Here is a 22,445-nt window from a genome sequence, read left to right as displayed (position 1 = left end):
GAACAACAGGAGCCGACCATGAAACCCCTCTTCACCATGCTGGCGGGCTACAACGCCTGGTGCAATCGACGCCTGTACGACGCGGCGTCCGAGCTCTCAGACGAGGACTACCGTGCTGACCGCGGGGCATTCTTCAAGTCCCTGCACGGCACGCTGAACCACATCCTCGTGGCCGACCGGATCTGGTTGCGGCGCTTCACCGGCGAGGGCGATGCGCCGACGCGCCTCGACGCCATCCTGTTCGATGAGCTTGAACACTTGCGCCAGGCGCGAGAGGCCGAGGATGCGCGGATCGTCGCCTATGTCGACCGCCTGTCGGAGTCCGATCTGTCCGGACCCATCCGCTACAATCTCATCTCAAGGCCGGAGACCGTGGAGCAGCCGCTTGCGCCGGCGCTGCTCCACTTCTTCAACCACCAGACCCATCATCGGGGCCAGGCCCATTGCATCCTGACCGGGTTCGGTCGCGAGGCGCCATCTCTCGACCTCGTTCCGTTCCAGCGCGAAACCGGCATGGGCATGGCATGAACCTTTGGCTGCGCCTCATCTCCCTGATCGTTTCCGCCTTCGTCCGCCCGAGGCTCGACCCGGTTCGGGACGTCTCGCGCCTGTCCTTCCGGGTCTGGCCCCACGATCTCGACACGTCGCTCCACCTGAACAACGGCCGCTACTGGACGCTGATGGATCTCGGTCGGACCGACATCATGGTCCGTTCGGGACTGTGGCGGGTGATCCTCAAGAACGGCTGGGTGCCCATCGTCGGCGCTGGCCAGATCCGTTTCCGGCGGGAGCTGAGGCCGTTCCAGCCCTTCACCCTGGAAACCCGTATTCTCACCTGGTCCGAGAGCCATGTGGTGATGGAGCACCGGCTGGTGTCGAAAGCCAGGGACGGCAGCCCGGTCCTCAACGCCATCGCTCTCGTGCGGGCCGGACTCTACGACCGCAAGAAAAAGAGCTTCGTCTCGATGGAGCGCCTGCTCGGCGAGATCGGCCTGAAGGCGGAGCCGCCGGCAGCCTCGCCCGAGGTCCTGGCCTTTCTGAGTTCCGAGGAGACCTTGAAGCAGGCGGCTTGATGGTTCGGCGTGGTGCTGTAGTTTCGTGCTGCCTGTCACAGAAGCGAAGCTGAGCCCATGCCCCGCATTATCGACTATTACTTCTCCCTCGTGAGCCCCTGGGCCTATATCGGCCACGCCCCCTTCATGGAGATTGCGGAGAGGCACGGGGTCGAGATCAACTACAAGCCCGTCTTCCTTGGCCGTGTTTTCGCCGAGACCGGCGGCCTGCCGCTTCCCCAGCGCCACCCGGCGCGCCAGCGCTACCGCATGGTCGAGCTGCAGCGCTGGCGGGAGAAGCGTGGCCTTTCCTTCAATCTCCAGCCCAAGCACTGGCCCTTCGACGTGAACCTGGCGGATCGCTTCGCGATCGCCATCACGATTGCCGGAAAGAGCCCCGACGCCTTTCTGCGCCGCGCCTATGCCGCTGTCTGGGAGGAGGAGCGGAATCTGGCCGATCCCCTGGTGCTGACCGAAATCGCCGAGCAGGCCGGGCTCGATTCCTCCTCCCTGATGGAAACCGCGACGGGCACGACAACCGAGGCGCTCTACGCGCTCAACCTCGAGAATGCGGTCGCGGGAGACATCTTCGGTTCCCCGGCCTATGTCCTCGACGGCGAGGTTTTCTGGGGGCAGGACCGCCTGGAACTCCTCGACGACGCCCTGACAGGCGGACGCGCGCCTTACCGGCCGAACGTGTGAGGCGATGACGCAGCAAAAGACGATCGGCCTCATCGGCGGGATGAGCTGGGAGAACTCGGCCGAGTACTACCGCATCATCAATCCGGAGATGCAGAGACGCCTCGGCGGCGTCCACTCGGCGCGCAGCCTCATGTACTCGGTCGATTTCGGCGAGATCGAGCAGCTTCAGCATGCGGGAGACTGGGACCGGCTCTCCCGGTCCATGCAGGATGCGGCGATCCGGCTGGAGCGCGGCGGCGCCGATTTCGTCGTCCTCTGCACCAACACCATGCATCGCCTGGCCGATGCGATCACTTCGGCTGCAAGCATTCCACTGCTGCATATCGCCGATCCGACGGCCGAGAGGATAAAGGCTGCCGGCCTCAACCAGATCGGCCTGCTCGGCACCGCCTTCACCATGGAGCAGGACTTCTACAAGGGCCGCCTGCAGCAGGCCCACGGCCTCGAGGTGATCGTGCCCGAGGCGGAGGACCGGCGCATCGTCCACGAGATCATCTATAAGGAACTCGTGCTCGGACGGATCAGGCCGGAGTCACGGCAGGCCTACCGCAAGATCATCGCCCGCCTGATCGCGCGGGGCGCGCAGGCCGTCATTCTCGGCTGCACCGAAATCATGCTGCTGGTCTCAGGTGAGGATAGCGCCGTGCCGCTGTTCGACACCACGACGATCCACGCCCTTTCCGCCGTCGACTACGCCCTCGCTAATTGAGGAAAGGCGGAACTCCTACTCCGCTGCGACCCGTGTCGCGCGCCACTGGGTGAGCAGAGCCCTGAGAGCTGCGGGCTTCAGCGGCTTGTTGAGGATGTGGACGTTCATGGCCGTGGCCTCCTCGCGCACGGCGGGCGTGCGGTCGGCGGTCACGAGCACGGCGGGCGTGTTGACCTGCGTCTTCCAGCGCAGGGCCTTGATGAGTTCGAGGCCGTCGCCTTCGTCCAGGTGGTAATCGGCGATGAAGACCTCGGGCAGCAGCCTGCTGGTCTTCAGGACCTGCTGTGCGCTTTCGAGGTGCGAGGCGGTCCAGACCTCACAGCCCCAGCCCGCGAGCAGCAGGCGCATGCCTTCCAGGATCGCCGGCTCGTTGTCGACCACGAGGATGCGCAGGCCCGAGAGCGGCGTCACCGGCGGCTTCGGCGGTTCGGCGGCCATCTCCGTGGCGGGCAGCGCTGCGACGACCGGCACCTCGACCCTGAAGACCGAGCCGCGCCCGACCTCCGATGTCAGCGTCACGGGGTGCTTCAGCACGCGGCCGATGCGCTCCACGATGGACAGGCCAAGGCCAAGGCCGCGCGCGGCCTTCATGCCCTGGTCGAGGCGCTGGAACTCGCGGAACACGATGCGCTGCTTCGAGGGCGGGATGCCGAGGCCCGTATCCCAGACCTCCAGCACGAGATGCCCGTGGCGGTGCCGCGCGCCGACGAGCACGCGTCCCTTCAGCGTGTATTTGATCGCATTCGAGATCAGGTTCTGCAGGAGGCGGCGCAGCAGGCGGCGGTCGGAGCGGATCGTGAGGGAGGAGGGGACGAAGGTAAGCTTCAGACCCTTCTCCCGCGCGACCGGGTCGAATTCGCGCTCGAGTTGACGGAAGAGCTCGTCGATGCGGAAGCTCGACCATTGCGGCTTCATCGCGCCCGTATCGAGGCGCGAGATGTCGAGAAGCGCCGTGAGGATTTCCTCCACCGCGTCGAGGGAGGCGTCGATATTCTCGGCGAGGGTCGCGTCGCCCGCGTCCCGGTCGCGCTCCACGAGCGATGTCGCGTAAAGCCGCGCTGCGTTGAGCGGCTGGAGAATGTCGTGGGAGGCGGCGGCGAGAAAGCGCGTCTTCGAGATGTTCGCCTCGTCCGCCTCGGCCTTGGCGTTCCTGAGCGCCTCGTTGAGGCGCGTCAGCTCCTCGGTTCTCTCGCGCACGCGCTGTTCCAGCGTCTCGTTGGCGCGGCGGCTTTCCTCCTCCGCCTGCACGGTTTCGGTCACGTCCGTGTAGGTTGTGACAAGACCTCCATCGGGCAGCGGGTTGGAGCGGATCTCGATCACCTTGCCGGAGGGATAGAGCCTGAGGCGCACCGGTGCGAAATCGTGCAGGAAGGAATCGATGCGCGCCTGGATCAGCGCATTCAGCTCGCCGGCGCCGTAGGAGCCGCGCTCCGCATTGAAGCGGATGATGCTGTCCATGCCGACGCCGACGCGCACGAGGTTGGGCGGCAGGTCGTAGAGATCGACGAAGGCCTGGTTCCAGGCGAGCAGGCGCAGGTCGCGGTCGAGCACCGTGATGCCCTGCTTGGCATAGTTGATCGCGTGCTGGAGCAGATCGCGGCTGTGCTGGATCGCAGCCGAAGCGTCGTCCAGCAGCTTGAGGGCGGCCTTGGTCGAGACGGTGCGGCGGCGCAAAAGCAGCGAGAGGGCGAGGCGCGAGGACGCGGTTCCGATGGCCGACGCCAGGAGGTGCTCCGCATAGCGCAGGAGGTGGATGTCGGCCTCGGCCCGCGGCTCCAGGCTCTGCCCGCGGCTGTGGGCGAAGCCCTCGAAGGAGCGCGTCGTGCGCTCCTCGCCGAGATAGCGGGCGATGGTCGCGCGCAGCTCGTCCACGGTCACGCTCGCGCGGAAAAGGCGGAAGCTCGGCGCGACGGAAACGGGCGTCTCGCCGACGAAGACGTTGGACTGGATCTGCTCCAAGGCCGTCGCGGGCCGCCAGAAGGAGAAGCCGACATAGCAGAGAATATTGAGCGACAGGCTCCAGACGACGCCGTGGGTGAGCTGGGGCAGGTCCACTCCGAACAGGGCGGTGGGCTTGAGGGCGGTGATCCCGAAGGGACCGGTCACGACCACATCGGACCAGAACACCCCGTCCCAGACGAGGCTGGGCAGGAGCAGCGTGTAGGCCCAGGTGATGAAGCCAGCGATGAGGCCGGCGCTGGCGCCCAGCGCCGTGCCGCGCGACCAGATCAGCCCGCCGAGGAAGGCCGGGGCGACCTGCGCGATGGCGGCGAACGAGAGCAGGCCGATAGCGGCGAGCGCCGCCTCGCCCGAGTTCCGGTAATAGACATAGGCGAGGAGGATGACCGCCACGATCGAGGCGCGCCGGACGGCGATGACGAACCCGCCGGGATCCATGCCGGCGAAGGACCGCCGCCGCAGGACGATGGGCATGACGAGGTGGTTCGAGATCATCACCGCCACCGCCACGGAATCGACGATGACCATGGCGGTGGCCGCCGAGAAGCCGCCGAGGAAGGCGATGATGGCGATGGTGCCCGCATCGTTGAGGAGCGGCAGGGCCAGCACCGTCATGTCGCGGTCGATGGTGCCCTCGGGGAAAACGGCGAGGCCTGCGAGCGCCACCGGGATCACGAAGAGATTGATGAGCACGAGGTAGAGCGGAAACATCCAGGCCGCGCGCTTGATGTCCCCGATGCCACGGTTCTCGACCACGGTCATGTGGAACTGGCGCGGCAGCAGCAGGGCGGCGCAGGCGGAGAGCAGGATCAGGGTGATGTAGCTGCCGAAGCCCGAGGTGCGCCCTGCGATGTTCGCGCTGATACCCTGTGCATGAAGCCTGTCGACGATGGCGTCGTAGCCGTCGAACATGATGAAGGTGACGTAGCCGCCGACGACCAGAAAGGCGACGAGCTTCACCACGGATTCGAGCGAGATCGCCATCATCAGCCCGTCCTGGTGCTCGGTGGCGTCCGTGTGGCGCGTGCCGAAGGCGACCGCAAAACCCGCGAGCACGAAGGCGACCACGAGCGAGAGATTCCCGACGAACGGGATTTCCGTCGGCACGGTGCCGTTGGCGGCGGTCAGGAACACGTCGAGGGAGGACGAAACCGCCTTCAGCTGTAGCGCGATATAGGGAATGGAGCCGATCAGGGCGATCAGGCTCACGAGAGCGGCGACGCGCTCGCTCTTGCCATAGCGGGCGGCGACGAAGTCGGCGATGGACGAGATGTTCTGGGTCTTTGCGACCCGCACGATGCGGGCGATGAGGACATGGCCCAGGCCGATGACGAGGATGGGGCCGATATAGATGGCGAGGAAGTCGAGGCCCGAATGGGTGGCAAGCCCCACCGATCCGAAGAAGGTCCAGGAGGTGCAGTAGACGGCGAGCGCCAGGGCGGCGACCGTCGCGCGGTACGGCCCCTGCACGAAACGCCGCCCCGCATTGTCGCCCCAGTGGGCGACCGCGAAGAGCAGGCAGAGATAGACCAGCGCCGTCAGGATAACCGCCCAGCTGGCGACCATGGATGGATCCTCGCAAGAAACTGCTACAGGTTTAGCCGTTCAGGCTCTCGAACGCCACAGAGGCATCGTCACAAGCCCCGGTCCCATTCCGGCTCAGGCGCGAAGCGCCGGCTCAGGAACTCCACGAAGGCGCGCACCTTGGCCGGGACCTGCCGGCCCGAGGGCAGGACGGCGTGGACGCCCACCTCGTAGGCCGGGTAGTCGTCGAGGAGGCGAATGAGCGTTCCCTCGCGAAGGCTGTCGCCCACGAGGAAGGTCGGCTGATAGATCAGCCCCTGTCCGGCCAGCGCCGCGGCAAGCAGGGCGTCGCCGTTGTTGGCGCGCAGATTGCCCTGGACCGACGCCACCATCTCGCCCTCCGCTCCGAACGCCCAGCGATCGGCGCCGACGGTGCTGGACAAGGTGTAGCCGAGGCAGTTGTGGCGGGAGAGATCCTCCAGGGTCTTCGGTGTCCCATGCGCCTCGAGGTAGGACGGCGCGGCGCAGACGACGATGCGGCAGGGGGCAAGCCGCCGGGCGATGAGGCTCGAATCCTTCAGCCGCCCGATCCTTATCGCCAGATCCCAGCCCTCCTCGATCAGGTCCACATAGCGGTCCGCTAGGCCGAGATCGACGGAAATGGCCGGGTAGAGGCGGCTGAACTCGGCGAGAGCCGGGACGATCTGACGGAAGCCGAAGGTGAGGGGGACATTGAGGCGCAAGGTGCCCCGGGGCTCGATCCGGTCGAGGCTGGCCGAGGCTTCCGCCTCCTCGATCTCGGCCAGAATGCGCTCGCAGGCGGCCAGATAGCTGCGCCCGCCTTCGGTCAGGACCAGCCGGCGCGTCGAGCGGTTCAGAAGCTTGATCCCGAGCCGTTCCTCAAGGGCGGCGATGTGCTTCGTCACCATGGTCTGTGAGAGGTGAAGCGCCCGCGCCGCCGCCGAGAAGCTGCCGAGCGCGGCCACGCGAACGAAGACCTGCATGCTGGTGACGCGGTCGAGCATGTCTCACTCCCCGGGTGTGAGCTGATATTCGGATGGAGCGATTATCATGTCTTTGGTTTGAGGTCATATGGGAGTTCCAAAGCAGGAGACCTCTCCCCATGATCGACACCCGCACCGCTCCCTATGCCGCCCTTGTCCTCCGTGTGACGCTGGGGGCTCTTTTCCTGGCCCATGCGGGCCTCAAGATCTTCGTCTTCACGCCCGCCGGCACGGCGCAGTTCTTCGGCACTCTCGGCCTGCCGTCCTTCCTGGCCTATGTGGTCATTCTGGCCGAACTGGCCGGCGGCCTCGCCCTGATCCTCGGCTTCCTGACCCGCTGGGCGGCGCTGGCGCTCATCCCGATCCTCCTTGGTGCCATCGTCACGGTCCACGGCTCGGCCGGGTTCTTCTTCTCCAACCCCAACGGCGGTTGGGAATTCCTGGCGTTCTGGATCGCGGCCCTGGGGGCGCAGGCCCTCCTCGGCGACGGTGCCTACGCCCTGTCGTCCGGATCGGCAAAGGCTGCTCCCGCGTTGTCCACCCGGTCGGCCTGATGGAAGCAGCCATGAGCGATCCCAATGCTTCCCCGGCCGCCGGATCTCCGGCGGCCCGCCCCATCGATCCCGGCGTCCGTATCGGGCATGTCCACCTGAAGGTGGCCGACCTTGACCGCTCGCTCGCCTTCTATTGCGGCGTTCTCGGCTTCGAGTTGATGCAGCGCTACGGCACCCAGGCCGCCTTCGTCTCGGCAGGCGGCTATCACCACCATATCGGGCTCAATACCTGGGAGAGCAAAGGCGGCTCGCCGCCGCCTCCCGGCACGACGGGCCTCTACCATGTGGCGATCCTTTATCCGACGCGGGCGGCTTTGGCCGATGCTCTCGGCCGGCTGGCGGAGGCGGATATCCCGCTCCAGGGCGCGAGCGATCACGGGGTGAGCGAGGCGCTCTACCTGAGCGATCCGGACGGCAACGGCATCGAACTCTATGTCGACAGGCCGACGGACCAGTGGCCGCGCACGCCGGACGGCGAATTGCAGATGGTCACCCGCCGCCTCGACCTGCAGGACCTGCTGGCGGCACGCAGCGCTTGACGAAAATTGCAGGCCGGACACCTTTAAGCTCGACGATTGAGACGAGAGGGTCCGGCCATGTTGAACGAGTTCAAGAAGTTCGCCCTGCGCGGCAATGTGGTCGACCTCGCCATCGGCGTCATCATCGGCGCGGCCTTCAGCCGGATCGTGGATTCCATCGTCGGCGACATCTTCACGCCGATCATCGGGGCCATCACAGGCGGCCTCGATTTCTCGAACTACTTCATCCCGCTGGCCGACACCGTCACGGCGCAGTCGCTCGTCGAAGCCAAGAAGCAGGGCGCAGTCCTCGCCTGGGGCAACTTCATCACGGTCACGATCATTTTCCTCATCGTGGCCCTCATCCTCTTCTTCGTGGTGAGGGCGATGAACCGGCTGCGGCGTACGGAGGACGACAAGGCGGGCACAGCGAAGGCGCCGGAACTCCCCGCCGACGTGCAGCTCCTTTCGGAAATCCGCGACATCCTCAAAGAACAGAAGGCCGCCTGTTCCATCACCGGATCCGATGGATCCTTTCGCTTCTTTTGATGAATGGGGCGGCGACGCTTGCCTTTGGCAGGCGAACGGGCCATGCCTGAGCGCCTGTTTGAGGATTGGCCTTGATGAACGCATCCGTTTCGATTTCCTCCCTTCTCAATCTGCGCCCGGAAGCGGAGCAGGCTCCGACGAGCGGCATCGTGGATGTGTTCAGCTACGGTCGGGGACGCCCGGGCATCATCCCGCTCTGGGTGGGCGAGGGCGATCTGCCGACGCCCGCCTTCATCTGCGAGGCGGCGGCCCGGTCGCTGAAGGACGGCGAGACCTTCTACACCTACCAGCGCGGCATTCCGGAACTGCGCCAGGCCATCGCCAGCTACCACGAGCAGGTCTACGGCAAGCCGTTCGATCTGGAGCGCATCTTCGTCACCTCCGGCGGAATGCCTGCGATGCAGATCGCCTTTCGCATGACCTGCGGCGCCGGCGACGAGGTGCTGGTGCCGACCCCCGCCTGGCCGAACTTCGTGGGCGCCATCACGATTTCCGGCGCACGGGCCGTCGCCGTGCCGATGACCATCGATGCGCAGGGCTGGCACCTCGACTTCGAGCGGCTGGAACAATCCATCACGCCGCGCACCCGCGTACTTGTCATCAACTCGCCCTCGAACCCGACGGGCTGGACCGCAAGCCGCGCGGATCTCAAGGCCGCGCTGGAACTGGCCCGCAGGCACGGCCTCTGGATCGTCGCCGACGAGATCTACAGCCGGTTCGTTCATGATCCGGCGTTGACGGTCGAGGGACGCTCGCCGTCCTTCCGTGACATCATGACGCCGGAAGACAAGATCCTCTTCGTTCAGACCTTCTCCAAGAACTGGGCGATGACCGGCTGGCGGCTCGGCTGGATCGAGGCCCCGCCCGCACTCGGGCAAGTCATCGAGAACCTGCTCCAGTACCAGACATCGGGGACGCCGGTCTTCGTTCAGCGGGCGGGCGTCGCCGCCATCGAGCAGGGCGACGACTTCCTTGCCGAGCAGATCGCCCAGGCGAAGGCCGGGCGCGAGATCGTCGGACGGCTGGCGGAAACGGGCCTCGTGGAGCTTCCGCCACCGAGCGGCGCATTCTACGCCTTCCTCAAGATCAAGGGTGCGACCAGCTCCAAGGACATCGCATTCCGCCTCATCGACGAGGCGAATGTCGGTCTCGCGCCCGGCTCCGCCTTCGGCGAGGCGGGCGAGGGCTACCTACGCCTCTGCTACCTGCGCAAGGCGGAGGATCTGGAGGAGGCGGTCCGGCGCATCGCCGCCGCCCTGCCGAAGCTCGTGGCGTGACGGCTCTCATCCGCTGAGGTGAGGAAGAGACCTCATAGGTTGATAACTTGATTCAAGATTGACCCTTCGGTGATCCCGGCATGAAGCTCCTTCCTGCAAGGAGGAGCTTCATGAAAAGCGGATTCGGTGACGGTGTCGCCGCCGAAATGGTCCTGGGACGTGGGGGCGGGAAGTCCCGCCCGACCGTCAGCGGCTTTCGACTCCGTTCAGTTTCGATCATGCGCCTCATCCTTGCCCATCTCGCCCAGATTCTCGTTGCCTGCCTCGGCGGCCTCGTCTTCCACTGGCTCGGCGTCCCGGCCGCATGGCTCTCCGGCGCTGCGATTGCGACGACGCTCTGGGGACTGACCGGCTGGGCCGTGTCCATGCCGCGGGCTCTCGCCGATGCGGCGATGCTGATTTCGGGCGCGGCCATGGGCGCTGCGGTGACGCCGGCGGCGGTTGCAGCCGTGGGGCGCTATCCGGGCAGCCTCGTCCTTCTGGTCATCGGTGTCTTCGCGATCTCTGCCGCCTCCACGCTCTGGCTTACCCGCATGTCCGGCTGGCGCAGGGCGGATGCGGTGCTGGCCTCCGTTCCCGGCGCGCTCTCGACGGTGCTTGCGGTCGCGGCCGACCGGAAGGCGGATGTGGCCTCCATCGCCATCGCCCAGAACCTGCGTCTCTTCGTGCTGATCGCGCTGTTGCCGAGCCTCGTGGTTCTCACCGGCGGAGGGGCCAATATCGGCGCCCTGATCGGCGAGGGGCTGCCGGTCGCGACGCCGGTCGGCATGGCCGTCGTTCTGCTGGGCGGCCTTGCTCTGGGTGCCGTGTTCAAGATCCTGAAAGTTGCCGCGCCGGTTCTGCTCGGCGCCACCGTCGTGAGCACGGTGAGCCATGCCACGGAGGTGGTGACCGGCGTCATTCCTCCCGTCATCGCGACGGGCGGCCTCGTGCTCATCGGCATCTTCATCGCCGAGCGTTTCCGCAACATCCAGCGCTCGACCCTGCGGCGGGCCCTGACGGCGGCGCTCGGTTCCTTTCTCGTCGGGATGACTGTCGCCACGCTCTTCGCTGCGCTCGCCGCTCTGCTCGCGGGGGTGAGCTTCGCCAACAGCCTCGTCGCCTTCGCGCCGGGCGGGCTCGAGGCCATGACGGTGCTGGCCCTCGTTCTCGGGCTCGATCCGCTTTACGTCGGCATCCACCACCTCGTCCGGTTTCTTGGCATCGGCCTCATCCTGCCCTTCCTCATCGGCTGGCTGCAGCGGGAAAAGGTGGCGCCGGGAGAGTGAGGATCAGGAGCGCTCGTTTCTGAGCCGCTCGACCGCCTCCATGCGCGGCTTCGCCGTCTCCCACAGGCGCTTGGTGACGGCTGCGACGATGGCCTCCGTGAGCAGGAGAAGCGCCGCCGAGGAATCCCAGTTCGAGGGTGCTGCGATATGGGCCGGCAGCACATGGCGCGCCACGCGGGCGATGGGGGAGAGCCAGGGGTCGGTGAGGAGCACGACCGTCGCACCCTGTCCCGCCGCGGTTTCTGACAGGGCGATCACATCCTCCTGGTAACGGCGGATGTCGAAGGCGACGATCACGTCCTTCCTTCCGATCTCGATCATCCGGTCGCGCCAGAGGGCGGGCTGTCCTTCGATGAAGTCCACCTGGCTGCGGACGATGCGGAAATGGCTTTCCGCATAGCGGGCGAGTGCGCCCGTGAAACGCCCTCCCGTGAAATGGATGTTCCGGCGCGGGTCGCTGAGCAGCGCGACCACCGCATCGAACTCGGCCGGGGCGATATTGTCCACCGTCGCACGCAGGTTCCCGATCACCGCTTCCGCGAAGGAGGCGAGGGCGGGTGCGCCCTGTCCCTTGTCGGAGGGGCCGGCCTTGGCGAGCGGGGACAGGAGCTGGGCCTCGAGTTCCTCGCGCAAATGCTTCTGGAAATCGGGAAAGCCGCCGAATCCCAGCCGCGTGACGAAACGCAGGACCGAGGGGGCGGAGATCCCCGCGCGCGAGGCGAATTCCGCAGCGGTATCCAGGCCGGCGAAGGGATAATGGCTCAGGAGCAGGTGCGCCGCCCGTTTTTCGCTCGGCGTGAAGGAATCCATCTCGTGCCGGATGCGCTCGGCGAGGCTGGGCTGGTCGGCTGGGGGGAGGTCTCTCCCATCGCGCATTCCGGATCGATCCACAGCCCCTCCTTGACGGTTCTGAAAAGCTGTATCAGAAATTTCAAAATAGCAAAAAACGATAATGAACGTACCAATCGTTCAAAGAGGGACCTAAACCTGCTCCGGCAGGGCAACGGAGGACCGCATGAGGAATGCGAGTCGGGTGGCGACCGATGTCGAGCCTGCTGCCGAGGCAGCAGAGCCGGTCGCCCGCGTGGAGAATCCCCAAGGGCGCTCCCCCATCCTCCTCATCTGCGAGCATGCCTCCAATTTTCTCCCCCGCCGCTACGGCACCCTCGGACTAGGCCCTGCCGAACTGGAGAGCCACATCGCCTGGGACCCGGGCGCGCTCGGCGCCGCGAGGGAGCTGTCGCGTCTCCTCGATGCGCCGCTCGTTCACGCGACGGTCTCGCGCCTCGTGCTCGATCTCAACCGCGATCCCTCCGCCCCCGATTCCATCTGGACCCTGAGCGAGCGGACGGTCATTCCGGCGAACGAGACCATCGATCCGGATGAGCGGGCCTACCGGGTCCGGGAGGTCTATGACGCCTTCCATCGCGGCGTTGACCGGCTCATTGAGCCCCGCGTCCGGACGGAACAGACGCGGGCTGTCGTCTCCATCCATTCCTTCACGCCGGTCTACCGCGACGTGCCGCGTCCCTGGCAGATCGGGCTCATCTTCGACCGGGACGAGCGCCTCGCCCGCAGCGTCGAAGCAGGCCTGAAGCGCGAACCCGCGCTGATTGTCGGCATGAACGAACCCTATTCGCCAGCGGACCGGGTGTTCCACACCCTCGAACGCCACGCCGAAAGGCGCGGGCTCGCACCGCTGATGATCGAGATCCGCAACGACCTGATCCGCACGGAAGACGGCCAGGCGTCGTGGGCAAGCCGTCTCGCGCCGCTTTTGAGGGAGGGGGCACGGACGCTCTGATGACGGGCATGGCGCATGATGTGCCGTGGCCCGAGGGACAGACATTTCTTGGAGGAAGAGACATGTCGATCGAAAGCGCCGGGGCACCGACCCCGCAGACCGGGGTGCACAGCGCCGCCGGAATTACCTACACCACGGTGGACGCAACCTATTTCGAAGCGCGTCGCCTCAAGCGGCACGCCCGCGTTTGGTCGCTCTGGGCGCTCGGCGTCGGCGCGGTGATCTCGGGCCACTATTCGGGCTGGAACCTCGGCCTCGCCAACGGCTTCGGCTCGATGTTCTTCGCGACGATCATCATCGCGATCATGTATCTCGGTCTCACCTTCTCGCTGGCCGAGATGTCGCCGGCCCTGCCGCATACGGGCGGCGCATATTCCTTCGCCCGCACCTCCATGGGGCCGTGGGCGGGCTATATCACGGGCATTGCCGAGAACATCGAGTTCGTGCTGACCCCGGCCGTGATCGTGTTCTTCATCAGCGCCTATCTCTCGGCGATCTTCGAGACGTCGCCTGCATTCCAGCCGGTCTACTGGGTCCTCTGTTATGCGCTCTTCGTCGGGCTCAACATCGTCGGCGTCGAACTGTCGTTCAAGGTGACCGTCACCGTGACGCTCATGGCGCTCGCGGTGCTCGCCTTCTTCTACGTCTCGGTGCTGGTCTCCGGTGAGTTCGACTTCTCCCGCTGGGCGCTGAACATCGGCGCCGACGGCACAGAACTGCCCCAAGGAAACGGGCCGTTCCTGCCGATGGGCGTCGCCGGCATCCTGACGTCGCTGCCCTTCGCCGTCTGGCTGTTCCTCGCCATCGAACAGCTCCCATTGGCGGCGGAGGAATCGCACGACCCGCAGCGCGACATGCCGAAGGGCATCATCGCGGGCATCCTGACGCTCATCGTCTCCGCCTTCCTCGTGCTCTTCCTGAACACGGGTATCGCGCCGGGTGCCGCCGTTCTCGGCAAGTCGGGCGAGCCGCTTCTCGATGGGTTCCGCACCCTGTTCGGTTCGGACATCGCGAAGATCCTCGCGGCGATCGCGGTCATCGGCCTCATCGCCTCGTTCCACACCATCATCTTTGCCTTCGGGCGGCAGATCTACTCGCTCTCGCGGGCGGGCTACTTCCCGAGCTTCCTGTCGGTGACGCATGGCGGGCGCCAGACGCCGCACGTGGCGCTGATCGCAGGCGCGGTGATGGGCCTCGTGGTGATGATGATCATCTGGTTCTCGGTCGGCGCCGAGGCCGGCGCCGGCGTGATCGGCGGCACCCTGCTCAACATGGCGGTGGCGGGCGCGATGCTGGCCTACTTCATGCAGGGCATGTCCTACATCGTCCTCAAGAAGAAGTTCCCGCACATCGCACGGCCTTACAAGAGCCCGTTCGGCATCGCAGGCGCGGCGATCTGCATGATCATCGCGGCGGTCACGCTCTACTTCCAGTTCGCGGATCCCGTGTTCCGGGCCGGCGTGATCGGCGTGGCGATCTACTATGCGGTCATGATGGCCTACTTCCTGGTCCACGGCCGTCACAAGCTGATCCTCTCTCCCGAGGAGGAGTTCGCTCTCACCAAGGGGCAGGGCGAATACAAGTCCTACTGACGAGACCAAGGGAGCGCGCATGAGGCGCGCTCCCCATACATTCCCTCGCTCAAGGTTTTTTCCGGATGGACGCTCCCAAGATCAAGACAGCCGCCGACGCTGCCGAATACGTACGCAGCCGCGATCTTCCCTTCGTCAAGATCGGCCTCACCGATGTGGACGGCATCATGCGCGGCAAGTACATGGCCCGCGACAAGTTCGAATCTGCCCTGGAGAAGGGATTCGGCTTCTGCGACGTGGTGCTGGGCTGGGACTCCAACGATCAGCTCTACGACAACACGACGCTCACCGGCTGGCACACGGCCTATCCCGATGCGACGGCGCGGGTGATCCCTGAATCCATGCGGCTCGTTCCGTTCGAGAACGACCTGCCGTTCTTCCTCGCCGAGTTCGAGGGCTATGCGGAGGCCGCCTGTCCGCGCGGCGTTCTGCGCCGGGTTCTGAAGAAGGCGGAGGATATGGGCTTCGCCGTCTCGGCCGCCGCCGAGTTCGAGTTCTTCCTGTTCGAGGAAACTCCGCATTCCGTGCGCGAGAAGAGCTACCGGGACCTGAAGAACATCACGCCGGGCTTCTTCGGCTATTCGGTGCTGCGCTCCGGCGTCCATTCCGATTTCTACCACGAGCTTCTCGACCTCGGGCGGAAGATGGATTTCGAGATCGAGGGCCTGCACACGGAGACCGGTCCCGGCGTGCTGGAAGCCGCAATCCGCGTGGACGATGCGCTGAGCGCGGCGGACAAGGCGGCCCTGTTCAAGACATATACCAAGATCCTGGCGCAGCGCCGTGGCTGGATGGCGACCTTCATGGCCAAGTGGTCGCGCGACTGGCCCGGCCAGTCCGGCCACCTGCACGCGTCCTTGCGCGATATCCGCACCGGCAAGGGCGCCTTCTATGATCCCGAGAAGCCGCACAGCATGTCCGAGACCATGCGCTGGTTCGTGGGCGGCCAGCAGAGGCTGATGCCCGAGATCCTTGCCATGGTCGCCTGCACGGTGAACAGCTACACACGGCTGATCCCCGGCTTCTGGGCGCCGACGGATTCCGCCTGGGGCGTGGAGAACCGCACCACGGCGCTGCGCGTCATTCCGGGCTCCGAGAAGTCGCAGCGGGTGGAGTACCGGGTCGCCGCCGCCGATATCAATCCGTATATCGCGCTCGCCGCCGCCATCGGCTCAGGCCTCTGGGGCATCGAGAACCGGGTCGATCCGGGCGAGCCCGTCGCGGGCAACGCCTATGCGGTCGAACACCCGAAGGAGCGCGCCCTGCCGCGCTCGCTGGGTGAGGCCGCCGAGCGGCTCAAGGGCTCTCAGGCGGCGCGCCAGCTCTTTGGCGATACCTTTGTTGACCATTACGCCGCAACGCGCGAATGGGAGGAGCGTGAGGCCCGCAAGGCCATCACCGACTGGCAGCTCGCCCGCTACTTCGAAATCATCTGATAAAGCATCATCATGGCCGACACCGATATCGTCTGTATTTCTCCCATCGACGGGCGTGAGTTCGTCCGCCGTCCCATCATGTCCGAGGCGGCCATCGATGCGGCCATCGCCGCGGCACGCGAGGCGCAGAAGGCATGGCGCAGCACATCCATGGCTGAGCGCGCGAGCAGGCTCTCCGCTTTCCTCGATGCCCTGCTGGCCATGAACCAGGAGGTGGTGCCTGAGATCGCCCAGATGATGGGCCGTCCGGTGCGCTACGGCGGCGAGTTCCGCGGGGTCGAGGAGCGCGCGCGCCATATGATCGGCATCGCGGAGGAGAGCCTCCAGCCCATTCCCGCCGATGACGAGAAGTCGGGCTTCCGCCGCATGATCAAGCGCGAGCCCGTGGGGCTCGTTCTCGTGATCGCGCCCTGGAACTATCCGTACCTGACCGCCATCAACACTATCGTGCCGGCACTCATGGCCGGCAATGCGGTGCTGCTGAAGCACGCATCCCAGACGGTTCTGGCCGGCGAACGCTTCCAGATGGCCATGGACCGGGCGGGCCTGCCGAAGGGCCTGTTCCAAAACTTGCATCTCAGCCACGATCAGACGAGCCGGATCCTGAGCGGCGGTCTCGTCGATCACTGCAACTTCACCGGTTCCGTCACCGGCGGGCGCTCCATCGAGCGCGCGGCGGCGGGGACCTTCACCTCTCTCGGCCTCGAACTCGGCGGCAAGGACCCGGCCTATGTGCGCGAGGACGCGAACATCGACCATGCCATCGAGAACCTCGTCGACGGCGCCTTCTTCAACTCGGGCCAGTGCTGCTGCGGCATCGAGCGCATCTACGTGCACGAGAAGCATTATGACCGCTTCGTCGAGGGCGCGGTCGATCTCGTGAACACATACGTGCTCGGCAACCCGCTCGAAGAGGCGACGACGCTCGGCCCCATGGCGCACAAGCGCTTCGCCGATCTCGTGCGCCAGCAGAATGCGGAAGCGGTGGCAAAGGGCGCAGGGGCCCACATCGATGCCAAACGCTTCCTGGCGGATACGGGCAATACGGCCTATCTCGCGCCGCAGGTGCTGACCGATGTCGATCACTCCATGAGCGTCATGCGGGACGAAAGCTTCGGCCCCACCGTCGGCATCATGAAGGTGAAGGGCGACGAGGAGGCCATCCGCCTCATGAACGATTCGCCCTATGGTCTCTCGGCCGCCATCTGGACGTCCGACGTCGACGCGGCGGAGGCCATCGGGGAGAAGCTCGAGACCGGCACCGTTTTCATGAACCGCTGCGACTATCTCGATCCCGCGCTCGCCTGGACCGGCGTGAAGGAGACGGGCCGCGGCGCAAGCCTGTCGCGGCTGGCCTATGAATCGCTCACCCGCCCGAAATCCTACCACCTCCGTCAGATCTGATAGAAAACAAGATGACCTCATCACCTCGCTCCAACTGGAACTATCCCACCGCCGTGCGCTTCGGCGTAGGCCGCATTTCGGAACTGGCCGAGGCCTGCAAGGCCGTCGGCATCTCGGCTCCTCTCATCGTCACGGATCCGTTTCTGGCGACTCAAGCCATGACGAAGGCGGCGCTCGACCAGCTTCTCACGGCTGGTCTCAAGGCGGCGATCTTCTCCGACATCAAGCCGAATCCGGTCGAGACGAATGTCTACAGGGGGCTGGAAGCTCTCAAGAGCGGTAGGCATGACGGCGTCGTGGCCTTCGGCGGCGGTTCGGCGCTGGATGCCGGCAAGGTCATCGCCTTCATGGCGGGACAGACCCGGCCCATGTGGGATTTCGAGGATATCGGCGACTGGTGGACCCGGGCGGATCCCAACGGCATTCTGCCGATCATCGCCGTGCCGACGACGGCCGGCACAGGCTCGGAGGTCGGTCGCGCCGGCGTGATCACGCAGGAAGCCACGCACACCAAGAAGGTGATCTTCCATCCTCTCATGATGCCGAAGATCGTGATCTGCGATCCGGAACTGACGGTGGGCATGCCGCCCCACATCACGGCAGGCACGGGCCTCGATGCACTCGCGCATTGCATCGAGGCCTATTGCGCGCCGGGCTATCACCCGATGGCCGACGGCATCGCGGTGGAGGGCATCCGCCTCGTGAAGGAATACCTGCCGCGCGCCTACAAAGACGGCAGGGACATCGAGGCCCGCGCGCAGATGATGTCCGCCGCCGCCATGGGCGCCACCGCCTTCCAGAAAGGGCTGGGGGCGATCCATGCGCTCTCGCATCCGACCGGTGCGCTCTACGACACGCATCATGGCCTGACCAATGCGGTCTTCATGCCTTACGTGCTGGTCTATAACCGCAATGCCATCGAGGAGAGGATCGCGCGGCTGTCCGCCTATATCGGCCTTGAGCCGAGCTTCCAGACCTTCCTCGACTGGGTGCTGCAACTGCGCAAGGATCTCGGCGTGCCGCACACCCTCGAAGGCCTGAAAGTCGACAGCGCGCGCTTCGACGAGATGTCCGACATGGCGCCCAACGATCCGACCGCCGGCGGCAACCCGGTGCCGATCACCAAGGAAAGCGCCCGCAAGCTCTTCGAGGACGCGCTGGCCGGGCGGCTCTGACCGGCTCGCGTCCGCAAACGGGAAAGGCACCGCCGTTCGCCACGGCGGTGCCTTTTTCCATTATCCAGCGTTCGGCTCAGGCAGCCGCCTTGAGGGGGCGTCTTGCGCTCGATCCGCAGCGGCTTCAGCGTCTCGGCCCACCGGTGCAGTTCGTCGAGCATCGCCGCGGCCGAGGACTTGTAGATGTCGGTCGGCTTGAGATTGCCGCTCTCGTCCAGGTTCTGGAAGACCATCGGCATGGGCACGCCTTCCGGAATCGGCATCATCTTCATCGACGTCACGAGCTGCTTGGCCGCCTGCACGGAACGCAGACCGCCCGAAATGCCGCCATAGCTCACGAAGCCGACGGGGGCATAGTTCCACTCCAGCGAGAGATAGCTGATGGCGTTAACGAGGGAGGGAGGCGGCGAGTAGTTGTATTCCGGGGTCACGAACACGAATGCATCGGCGGATCTCACGCTCTCCGCCCGGACCTTCGTGTGGGCATTCTTGTAGTTCTGCATCATCGGAAAGTCGGGTTCGTCGAAGATCGGCAGCTTGAAATCGACCAGGTCGATCAGGGTCGGATCGAACTTGCCGTGCTCTGCTACAAAGCCGTTGAACCATTTCGCAATCTCGGCCCGATCCGGCCGGGGCGGGTGCTGACGACGATGGTGTGAAGCTTGAGGGTCATTGTGTCTCCTGATTTGCCATGGGCCGGAACAACGACTAAGTTCCGTTTTGTAACCGATGCTCATTAAGTAACTTTCTGAAAAGCGCACAAGGAGGCACTTTCTTGTCACTCAGTTACATCCATGTGCCTACCGATTGCCGGATCGTGACGGAGATCCTGTCCCAGATCGGCGACAAGTGGAGCGTTCAGGTCGTGGTCCAGCTCGGCGAGGGACCCAGGCGTTTCAACGAGCTGCGCCGGGTCGTCGATGGCATCTCGCAGCGGATGCTGACCCTGACGCTGCGAGGACTCGAGCGGGATGGCCTCGTGACGCGCACCGTCTATCCGACGATTCCGCCCCGGGTTGACTATGAGCTCACAGGATTAGGCTGCTCCCTGCTCAAGACGGTTCGTGAGCTCGGCATGTGGGCTGTCGCGAACCGCGACGAGATCCTGGAGGCGCGCCGGCGCTACGACAGGGCCGAAGCTGCCGATTCGGCTCCGGTGCCGAAGCCGTACAGGGCGGCCTGAGCGAGGACCTGCCTCAGGCGGCGGTCCTGCGCTCCAGGATGTCCCAGAGAGCGCTGTCATGGAAGGTGTCGATGGTCGCATCGGCGCCGACGGCCTTCATCTCGTCCGCCGTCAGGCCCGTCAGCACGCCCACCGAGAACATCCCCGCGCCCTTGGCGGCGCGCATGCCTGAGGGAGAATCCTCGAAGGCGATGGCCGCCTCTGCCGCAACGCCCAGTCGCTCCAGGGCCGTGAGGTAGGGCAGGGGATCCGGCTTGCCGCGGGCGACCTGCTCGATGGTGATCTTGACCTCGAACCGATCCGTGATGTCGAGCACGTCCAGCATGTGGGTTGCGTTCAGCAGCGGAGCATTGGTCACGAGGCCGATCCTTATGCCGCGCGCATCGGCCCAGTCGAGCAGATGGTTCAGCCCGTCCAGGGGCTTGAGATTCAGCGCCAGGCGGCGGAAGGCCGCCTCCTTGCGGTCGGCAAAGGCCTGGTGCTCTTCGACCGGATGATCCGGCAGAAGGGAGGCAAAAATGGCCTCGTTGGTCCGGCCGATGATCGAAGTCCTGTAGAGGTCATCGGTGATCTCGACGCCCTCGGGGCCGAGAATCTCGGCAAAAGCCTGGAGGTGGATGGGGTCGCTGTGGACCAGGGTGCCGTCCATGTCGAAGATCAGGGCTTTAAGCATCGGGCTGTCTCGTCGTGCGGATCGGGAGGAAAAGAAGGTGGGCAAGGCAAAGCTTCGAGACTCGCCCGTTGGAATTTCGCCCCTGCCTTACAGATAAATGAGCAATGGATAAACCTTCACCTCGCCCCGTTGCTCCCATGACCCGCACTTTTCCCGGCCGCTTTGACGGGCTGTCCCGATGAGGATCGTCGGCAAGCTTAGGCTTCTCTATGAGGGCGACACGCCGGAAGCCCATCGCTTCCGCTATGCGCTCCTCCTCTTTGACCTGACCACGATCGCCTATATCGTCGTGTCATCGTTCCTGCCGCGTCTGCGGGAGCTTGAGTGGTGGCTCGATGCCATCTTCGGAATCTTCATCCTGGCCGATTTATCGGCCCGCCTCGCGATCAGCGGCAGGCCCTGGAGATATCTGGTGCATCCGGTGACCCTGGCTGACCTCGCCGCCATCGTCTCCTTCCTGGCGCCGGTTGTGGGAGAGGGATTTGGCTTCATTCGCATCCTACGGACGGTGCGTCTCCTGCATACCTATCAACTGCTCGTCCGCCTGCGGAGCGACAGTACCTTCTTCCGCCGGAACGAGGAACTGATCATCGCAACCGTCAATCTCGGCGTCTTCATCTTCATCATGACCGGCTTCGTCTACGAGACGCAGCGATGGACCAATCCTGAGATCGGCAACTACGTGGATGCGCTCTATTTCACCATAGCGGCTCTCACCACGACCGGCTTCGGCGACATTACCTTGACAGGCACGCTCGGCCATCTTCTGTCCGTCGTCATCATGATCTTCGGCGTGACGCTGTTTCTAAGGCTCGTGCAGGTCCTGTTGAGGCCGAACAAGGTCCGCCATCCCTGTCCTGTCTGCGGCCTGCAACGTCACGATCGGGATGCGGTACACTGCAAGGCCTGCGGCACGATCCTCAACATTCCCGACGAGGGCGCCGTCTGAGGCGGCTCAAGCGGATGGAATGATCGCCACTCCACGTCCTTCCGCGAAGGCGAGCGAGACCTGAGCGCCCGGCGCGATCGGTTCCTTCCGGCCATACTGCACCACGAACAGGTCGCCGACCGGGCTCTCCACCTCGTATTCGATCTGCGTGCCGAGGTAGGAGGCCTTCCTCACCCGGCCCGCAACCGCGCCGGAGGAAGAGGTCGCCTCGTCGATCAGGATCGCATCCGGCCGGACGGCGAGCTTGACAGGACCCGGCCTCATGCCCCGGTGGGGAAGGTGGAGGCTGGCGCCTCCGGTCTGCACCAGCGCCAGCGGGCCGGTGACGGATACGAGCTCGCCGCTCAGGATATTGGCGTCGCCGATGAAGTCGGCCACGAACAGGTCCGCAGGCTCCTCGTAGAGTTCGCGCGGCGTGCCGGTCTGGGCGATGCGCGCGTTCGACATCACGATGATGCGGTCGGAAACGGCGAGCGCTTCCTCCTGGTCGTGGGTCACATAGGCGACGGTGAGGTTGAGGCTCTGCTGCAATTCGCGGATGTCCTCGCGCACGCGCCGGCGCAGCTTGGCGTCGAGGTTGGAGAGCGGCTCGTCGAAGAGCAGAACCTGGGGCTCCAGCACGAGGGCGCGAGCCACGGCGACGCGCTGCTGCTGTCCGCCGGAGAGCTCGGAAGGCGCACGCTTCTCGAGTCCGTTGAGACCGACCAGGGAGAGCTTTTCCATCGCCATCGCATAGGCCTCCTTCTTCGGAATGCCCTGGACGGATGGGCCATAGGCCACGTTCTCCAGCACCGACATGTGCGGGAAGAGGGCATAGGATTGGAACACCATGCTCACGTCCCGGTCGGCGGCGGAGAGATGGGTTACATCCTTTCCTCCGATGAGGATCTGGCCCTCGCTCACCATCTCGAGACCCGCGATCATGCGCAGAGTCGTGGTCTTGCCGCAGCCGGAGGGGCCGAGCAGGGTGACGAGCTGGCCCGGCTCGATGGTGAAGGACACGTCGCTCACGGCGGTGACGATGCCATAGCGCTTGGTCACATTGCGGAATTCGACGGAAGCCGCCTGCTTCCGGGACGCCGGAGCATGGGGGAGGGTGCTGGGTGAGGTCAT

21 protein-coding genes and 1 pseudogene are annotated in these 22,445 nt (G+C 65.3%); 16 read left to right on the top strand and 6 right to left on the bottom strand.

The window, feature by feature from the left end:
- Positions 1–18 precede the first annotated feature (18 nt).
- Genes LG661_RS07795 through LG661_RS07780 form a run of 4 tightly spaced genes read left to right on the top strand, consistent with a single transcriptional unit; the run spans position 19 to position 2,463 of the window.
- Entirely contained in the window at positions 19–528 is a 510-nt protein-coding gene (locus tag LG661_RS07795; protein WP_230531311.1) for a DinB family protein, read from the top strand.
- Positions 525–1,073 carry a thioesterase family protein gene (locus LG661_RS07790; RefSeq protein WP_230531310.1) on the top strand — a complete coding sequence of 183 codons (549 nt, stop codon included), beginning with the start codon at positions 525–527 and terminating at the stop codon, positions 1,071–1,073. Before LG661_RS07795 ends, LG661_RS07790 begins: the two co-directional genes overlap by 4 nt.
- Before the next feature lie 57 nt (positions 1,074–1,130).
- Entirely contained in the window at positions 1,131–1,754 is a 624-nt protein-coding gene (locus tag LG661_RS07785; protein ID WP_230531309.1) for a 2-hydroxychromene-2-carboxylate isomerase, read from the top strand.
- Positions 1,755–1,758: 4 nt separating this feature from the next.
- Entirely contained in the window at positions 1,759–2,463 is a 705-nt protein-coding gene (locus LG661_RS07780; RefSeq protein WP_230531308.1) for an aspartate/glutamate racemase family protein, read from the top strand.
- A 15-nt stretch (positions 2,464–2,478) separates the two neighbouring features.
- Here LG661_RS07780 and LG661_RS07775 read toward each other — a convergent pair whose 3' ends face one another.
- The gene (locus LG661_RS07775) at positions 2,479–5,988 is read right to left on the bottom strand and encodes a PAS domain-containing hybrid sensor histidine kinase/response regulator (RefSeq protein WP_230531307.1); all 3,510 of its coding nucleotides are present in this window, start codon (positions 5,986–5,988) and stop codon (positions 2,479–2,481) included.
- A gap of 68 nt (positions 5,989–6,056) precedes the next feature.
- Positions 6,057–6,971 (bottom strand): LysR family transcriptional regulator, encoded by a 915-nt coding sequence (locus LG661_RS07770; RefSeq protein WP_230531306.1) that lies wholly within the window; start codon positions 6,969–6,971, stop codon positions 6,057–6,059.
- 98 nt (positions 6,972–7,069) lie between these two features.
- Here LG661_RS07770 and LG661_RS07765 point away from each other — a divergent pair, with 98 nt between their 5' ends.
- The 5 genes from LG661_RS07765 to LG661_RS07745 all read left to right on the top strand — a co-directional run bounded on the left by LG661_RS07765 (position 7,070) and on the right by LG661_RS07745 (position 11,116).
- Positions 7,070–7,504, top strand: a complete 435-nt coding sequence (locus LG661_RS07765; RefSeq protein WP_230531305.1) for a DoxX family protein — start codon at positions 7,070–7,072, stop codon at positions 7,502–7,504.
- An 11-nt stretch (positions 7,505–7,515) separates the two neighbouring features.
- The gene (locus LG661_RS07760) at positions 7,516–8,043 is read left to right on the top strand and encodes a VOC family protein (RefSeq protein ID WP_230531304.1); all 528 of its coding nucleotides are present in this window, start codon (positions 7,516–7,518) and stop codon (positions 8,041–8,043) included.
- 57 nt (positions 8,044–8,100) lie between these two features.
- Positions 8,101–8,571, top strand: coding sequence for a large conductance mechanosensitive channel protein MscL (gene mscL / locus LG661_RS07755; protein ID WP_230531303.1), 471 nt, complete (start codon positions 8,101–8,103; stop codon positions 8,569–8,571).
- A gap of 74 nt (positions 8,572–8,645) precedes the next feature.
- On the top strand, positions 8,646–9,848 hold the full coding sequence (locus tag LG661_RS07750) for a pyridoxal phosphate-dependent aminotransferase (protein WP_230531302.1): 1,203 nt from the start codon (positions 8,646–8,648) through the stop codon (positions 9,846–9,848).
- Between the two features lie 110 nt (positions 9,849–9,958).
- Positions 9,959–11,116 (top strand): AbrB family transcriptional regulator, encoded by a 1,158-nt coding sequence (locus LG661_RS07745; RefSeq protein WP_230531301.1) that lies wholly within the window; start codon positions 9,959–9,961, stop codon positions 11,114–11,116.
- 3 nt (positions 11,117–11,119) lie between these two features.
- Here LG661_RS07745 and LG661_RS07740 read toward each other — a convergent pair whose 3' ends face one another.
- Positions 11,120–11,992: a MurR/RpiR family transcriptional regulator gene (locus LG661_RS07740; RefSeq protein WP_230531300.1), complete on the bottom strand. Its 873-nt coding sequence runs from the start codon at positions 11,990–11,992 to the stop codon at positions 11,120–11,122.
- A gap of 139 nt (positions 11,993–12,131) precedes the next feature.
- Here LG661_RS07740 and LG661_RS07735 point away from each other — a divergent pair, with 139 nt between their 5' ends.
- The 5 genes from LG661_RS07735 (at position 12,132) to LG661_RS07715 (ending at position 18,527) form a co-directional block, all read left to right on the top strand.
- The gene (locus LG661_RS07735) at positions 12,132–12,920 is read left to right on the top strand and encodes an N-formylglutamate amidohydrolase (RefSeq protein ID WP_230531299.1); all 789 of its coding nucleotides are present in this window, start codon (positions 12,132–12,134) and stop codon (positions 12,918–12,920) included.
- Between the two features lie 62 nt (positions 12,921–12,982).
- Positions 12,983–14,512, top strand: coding sequence for an amino acid permease (locus LG661_RS07730; RefSeq protein ID WP_230531298.1), 1,530 nt, complete (start codon positions 12,983–12,985; stop codon positions 14,510–14,512).
- A gap of 65 nt (positions 14,513–14,577) precedes the next feature.
- Positions 14,578–15,948, top strand: coding sequence for a glutamine synthetase family protein (locus LG661_RS07725; RefSeq protein WP_230531297.1), 1,371 nt, complete (start codon positions 14,578–14,580; stop codon positions 15,946–15,948).
- 12 nt (positions 15,949–15,960) lie between these two features.
- Entirely contained in the window at positions 15,961–17,352 is a 1,392-nt protein-coding gene (locus LG661_RS07720; RefSeq protein WP_230531296.1) for an aldehyde dehydrogenase family protein, read from the top strand.
- An 11-nt stretch (positions 17,353–17,363) separates the two neighbouring features.
- Positions 17,364–18,527, top strand: coding sequence for an iron-containing alcohol dehydrogenase (locus tag LG661_RS07715; protein WP_230531295.1), 1,164 nt, complete (start codon positions 17,364–17,366; stop codon positions 18,525–18,527).
- A gap of 302 nt (positions 18,528–18,829) precedes the next feature.
- On the opposite strand, the pseudogene LG661_RS07710 reads toward LG661_RS07715, so the two are convergent.
- A pseudogene (locus LG661_RS07710) lies at positions 18,830–19,264 on the bottom strand (NADPH-dependent FMN reductase); the annotation flags it as partial.
- A 38-nt stretch (positions 19,265–19,302) separates the two neighbouring features.
- Between LG661_RS07710 and LG661_RS07705 the strand changes: the two are divergent.
- Positions 19,303–19,710 (top strand): winged helix-turn-helix transcriptional regulator, encoded by a 408-nt coding sequence (locus LG661_RS07705; protein ID WP_230531294.1) that lies wholly within the window; start codon positions 19,303–19,305, stop codon positions 19,708–19,710.
- A gap of 13 nt (positions 19,711–19,723) precedes the next feature.
- On the opposite strand, the gene LG661_RS07700 is transcribed toward LG661_RS07705, so the two are convergent.
- Entirely contained in the window at positions 19,724–20,383 is a 660-nt protein-coding gene (locus LG661_RS07700; protein ID WP_230531293.1) for an HAD family hydrolase, read from the bottom strand.
- 178 nt (positions 20,384–20,561) lie between these two features.
- Here LG661_RS07700 and LG661_RS07695 point away from each other — a divergent pair, with 178 nt between their 5' ends.
- A complete protein-coding gene (locus LG661_RS07695; protein WP_230531292.1) occupies positions 20,562–21,332 on the top strand; it encodes an ion transporter in 771 nt (256 codons plus the stop codon).
- Between the two features lie 6 nt (positions 21,333–21,338).
- Here the strand turns inward: LG661_RS07695 and LG661_RS07690 are convergent, their stop codons facing one another.
- A complete protein-coding gene (locus LG661_RS07690) occupies positions 21,339–22,445 on the bottom strand; it encodes an ABC transporter ATP-binding protein (protein WP_230531291.1) in 1,107 nt (368 codons plus the stop codon).

This window comes from Microvirga roseola (genome assembly GCF_020866965.1).
Taxonomy (GTDB): Bacteria; Pseudomonadota; Alphaproteobacteria; order Rhizobiales; family Beijerinckiaceae; genus Microvirga; species Microvirga roseola.
The sequence above is the reverse complement of the archived record's forward strand: the minus strand, read 5'-3'. Positions and strand labels throughout refer to the sequence as shown.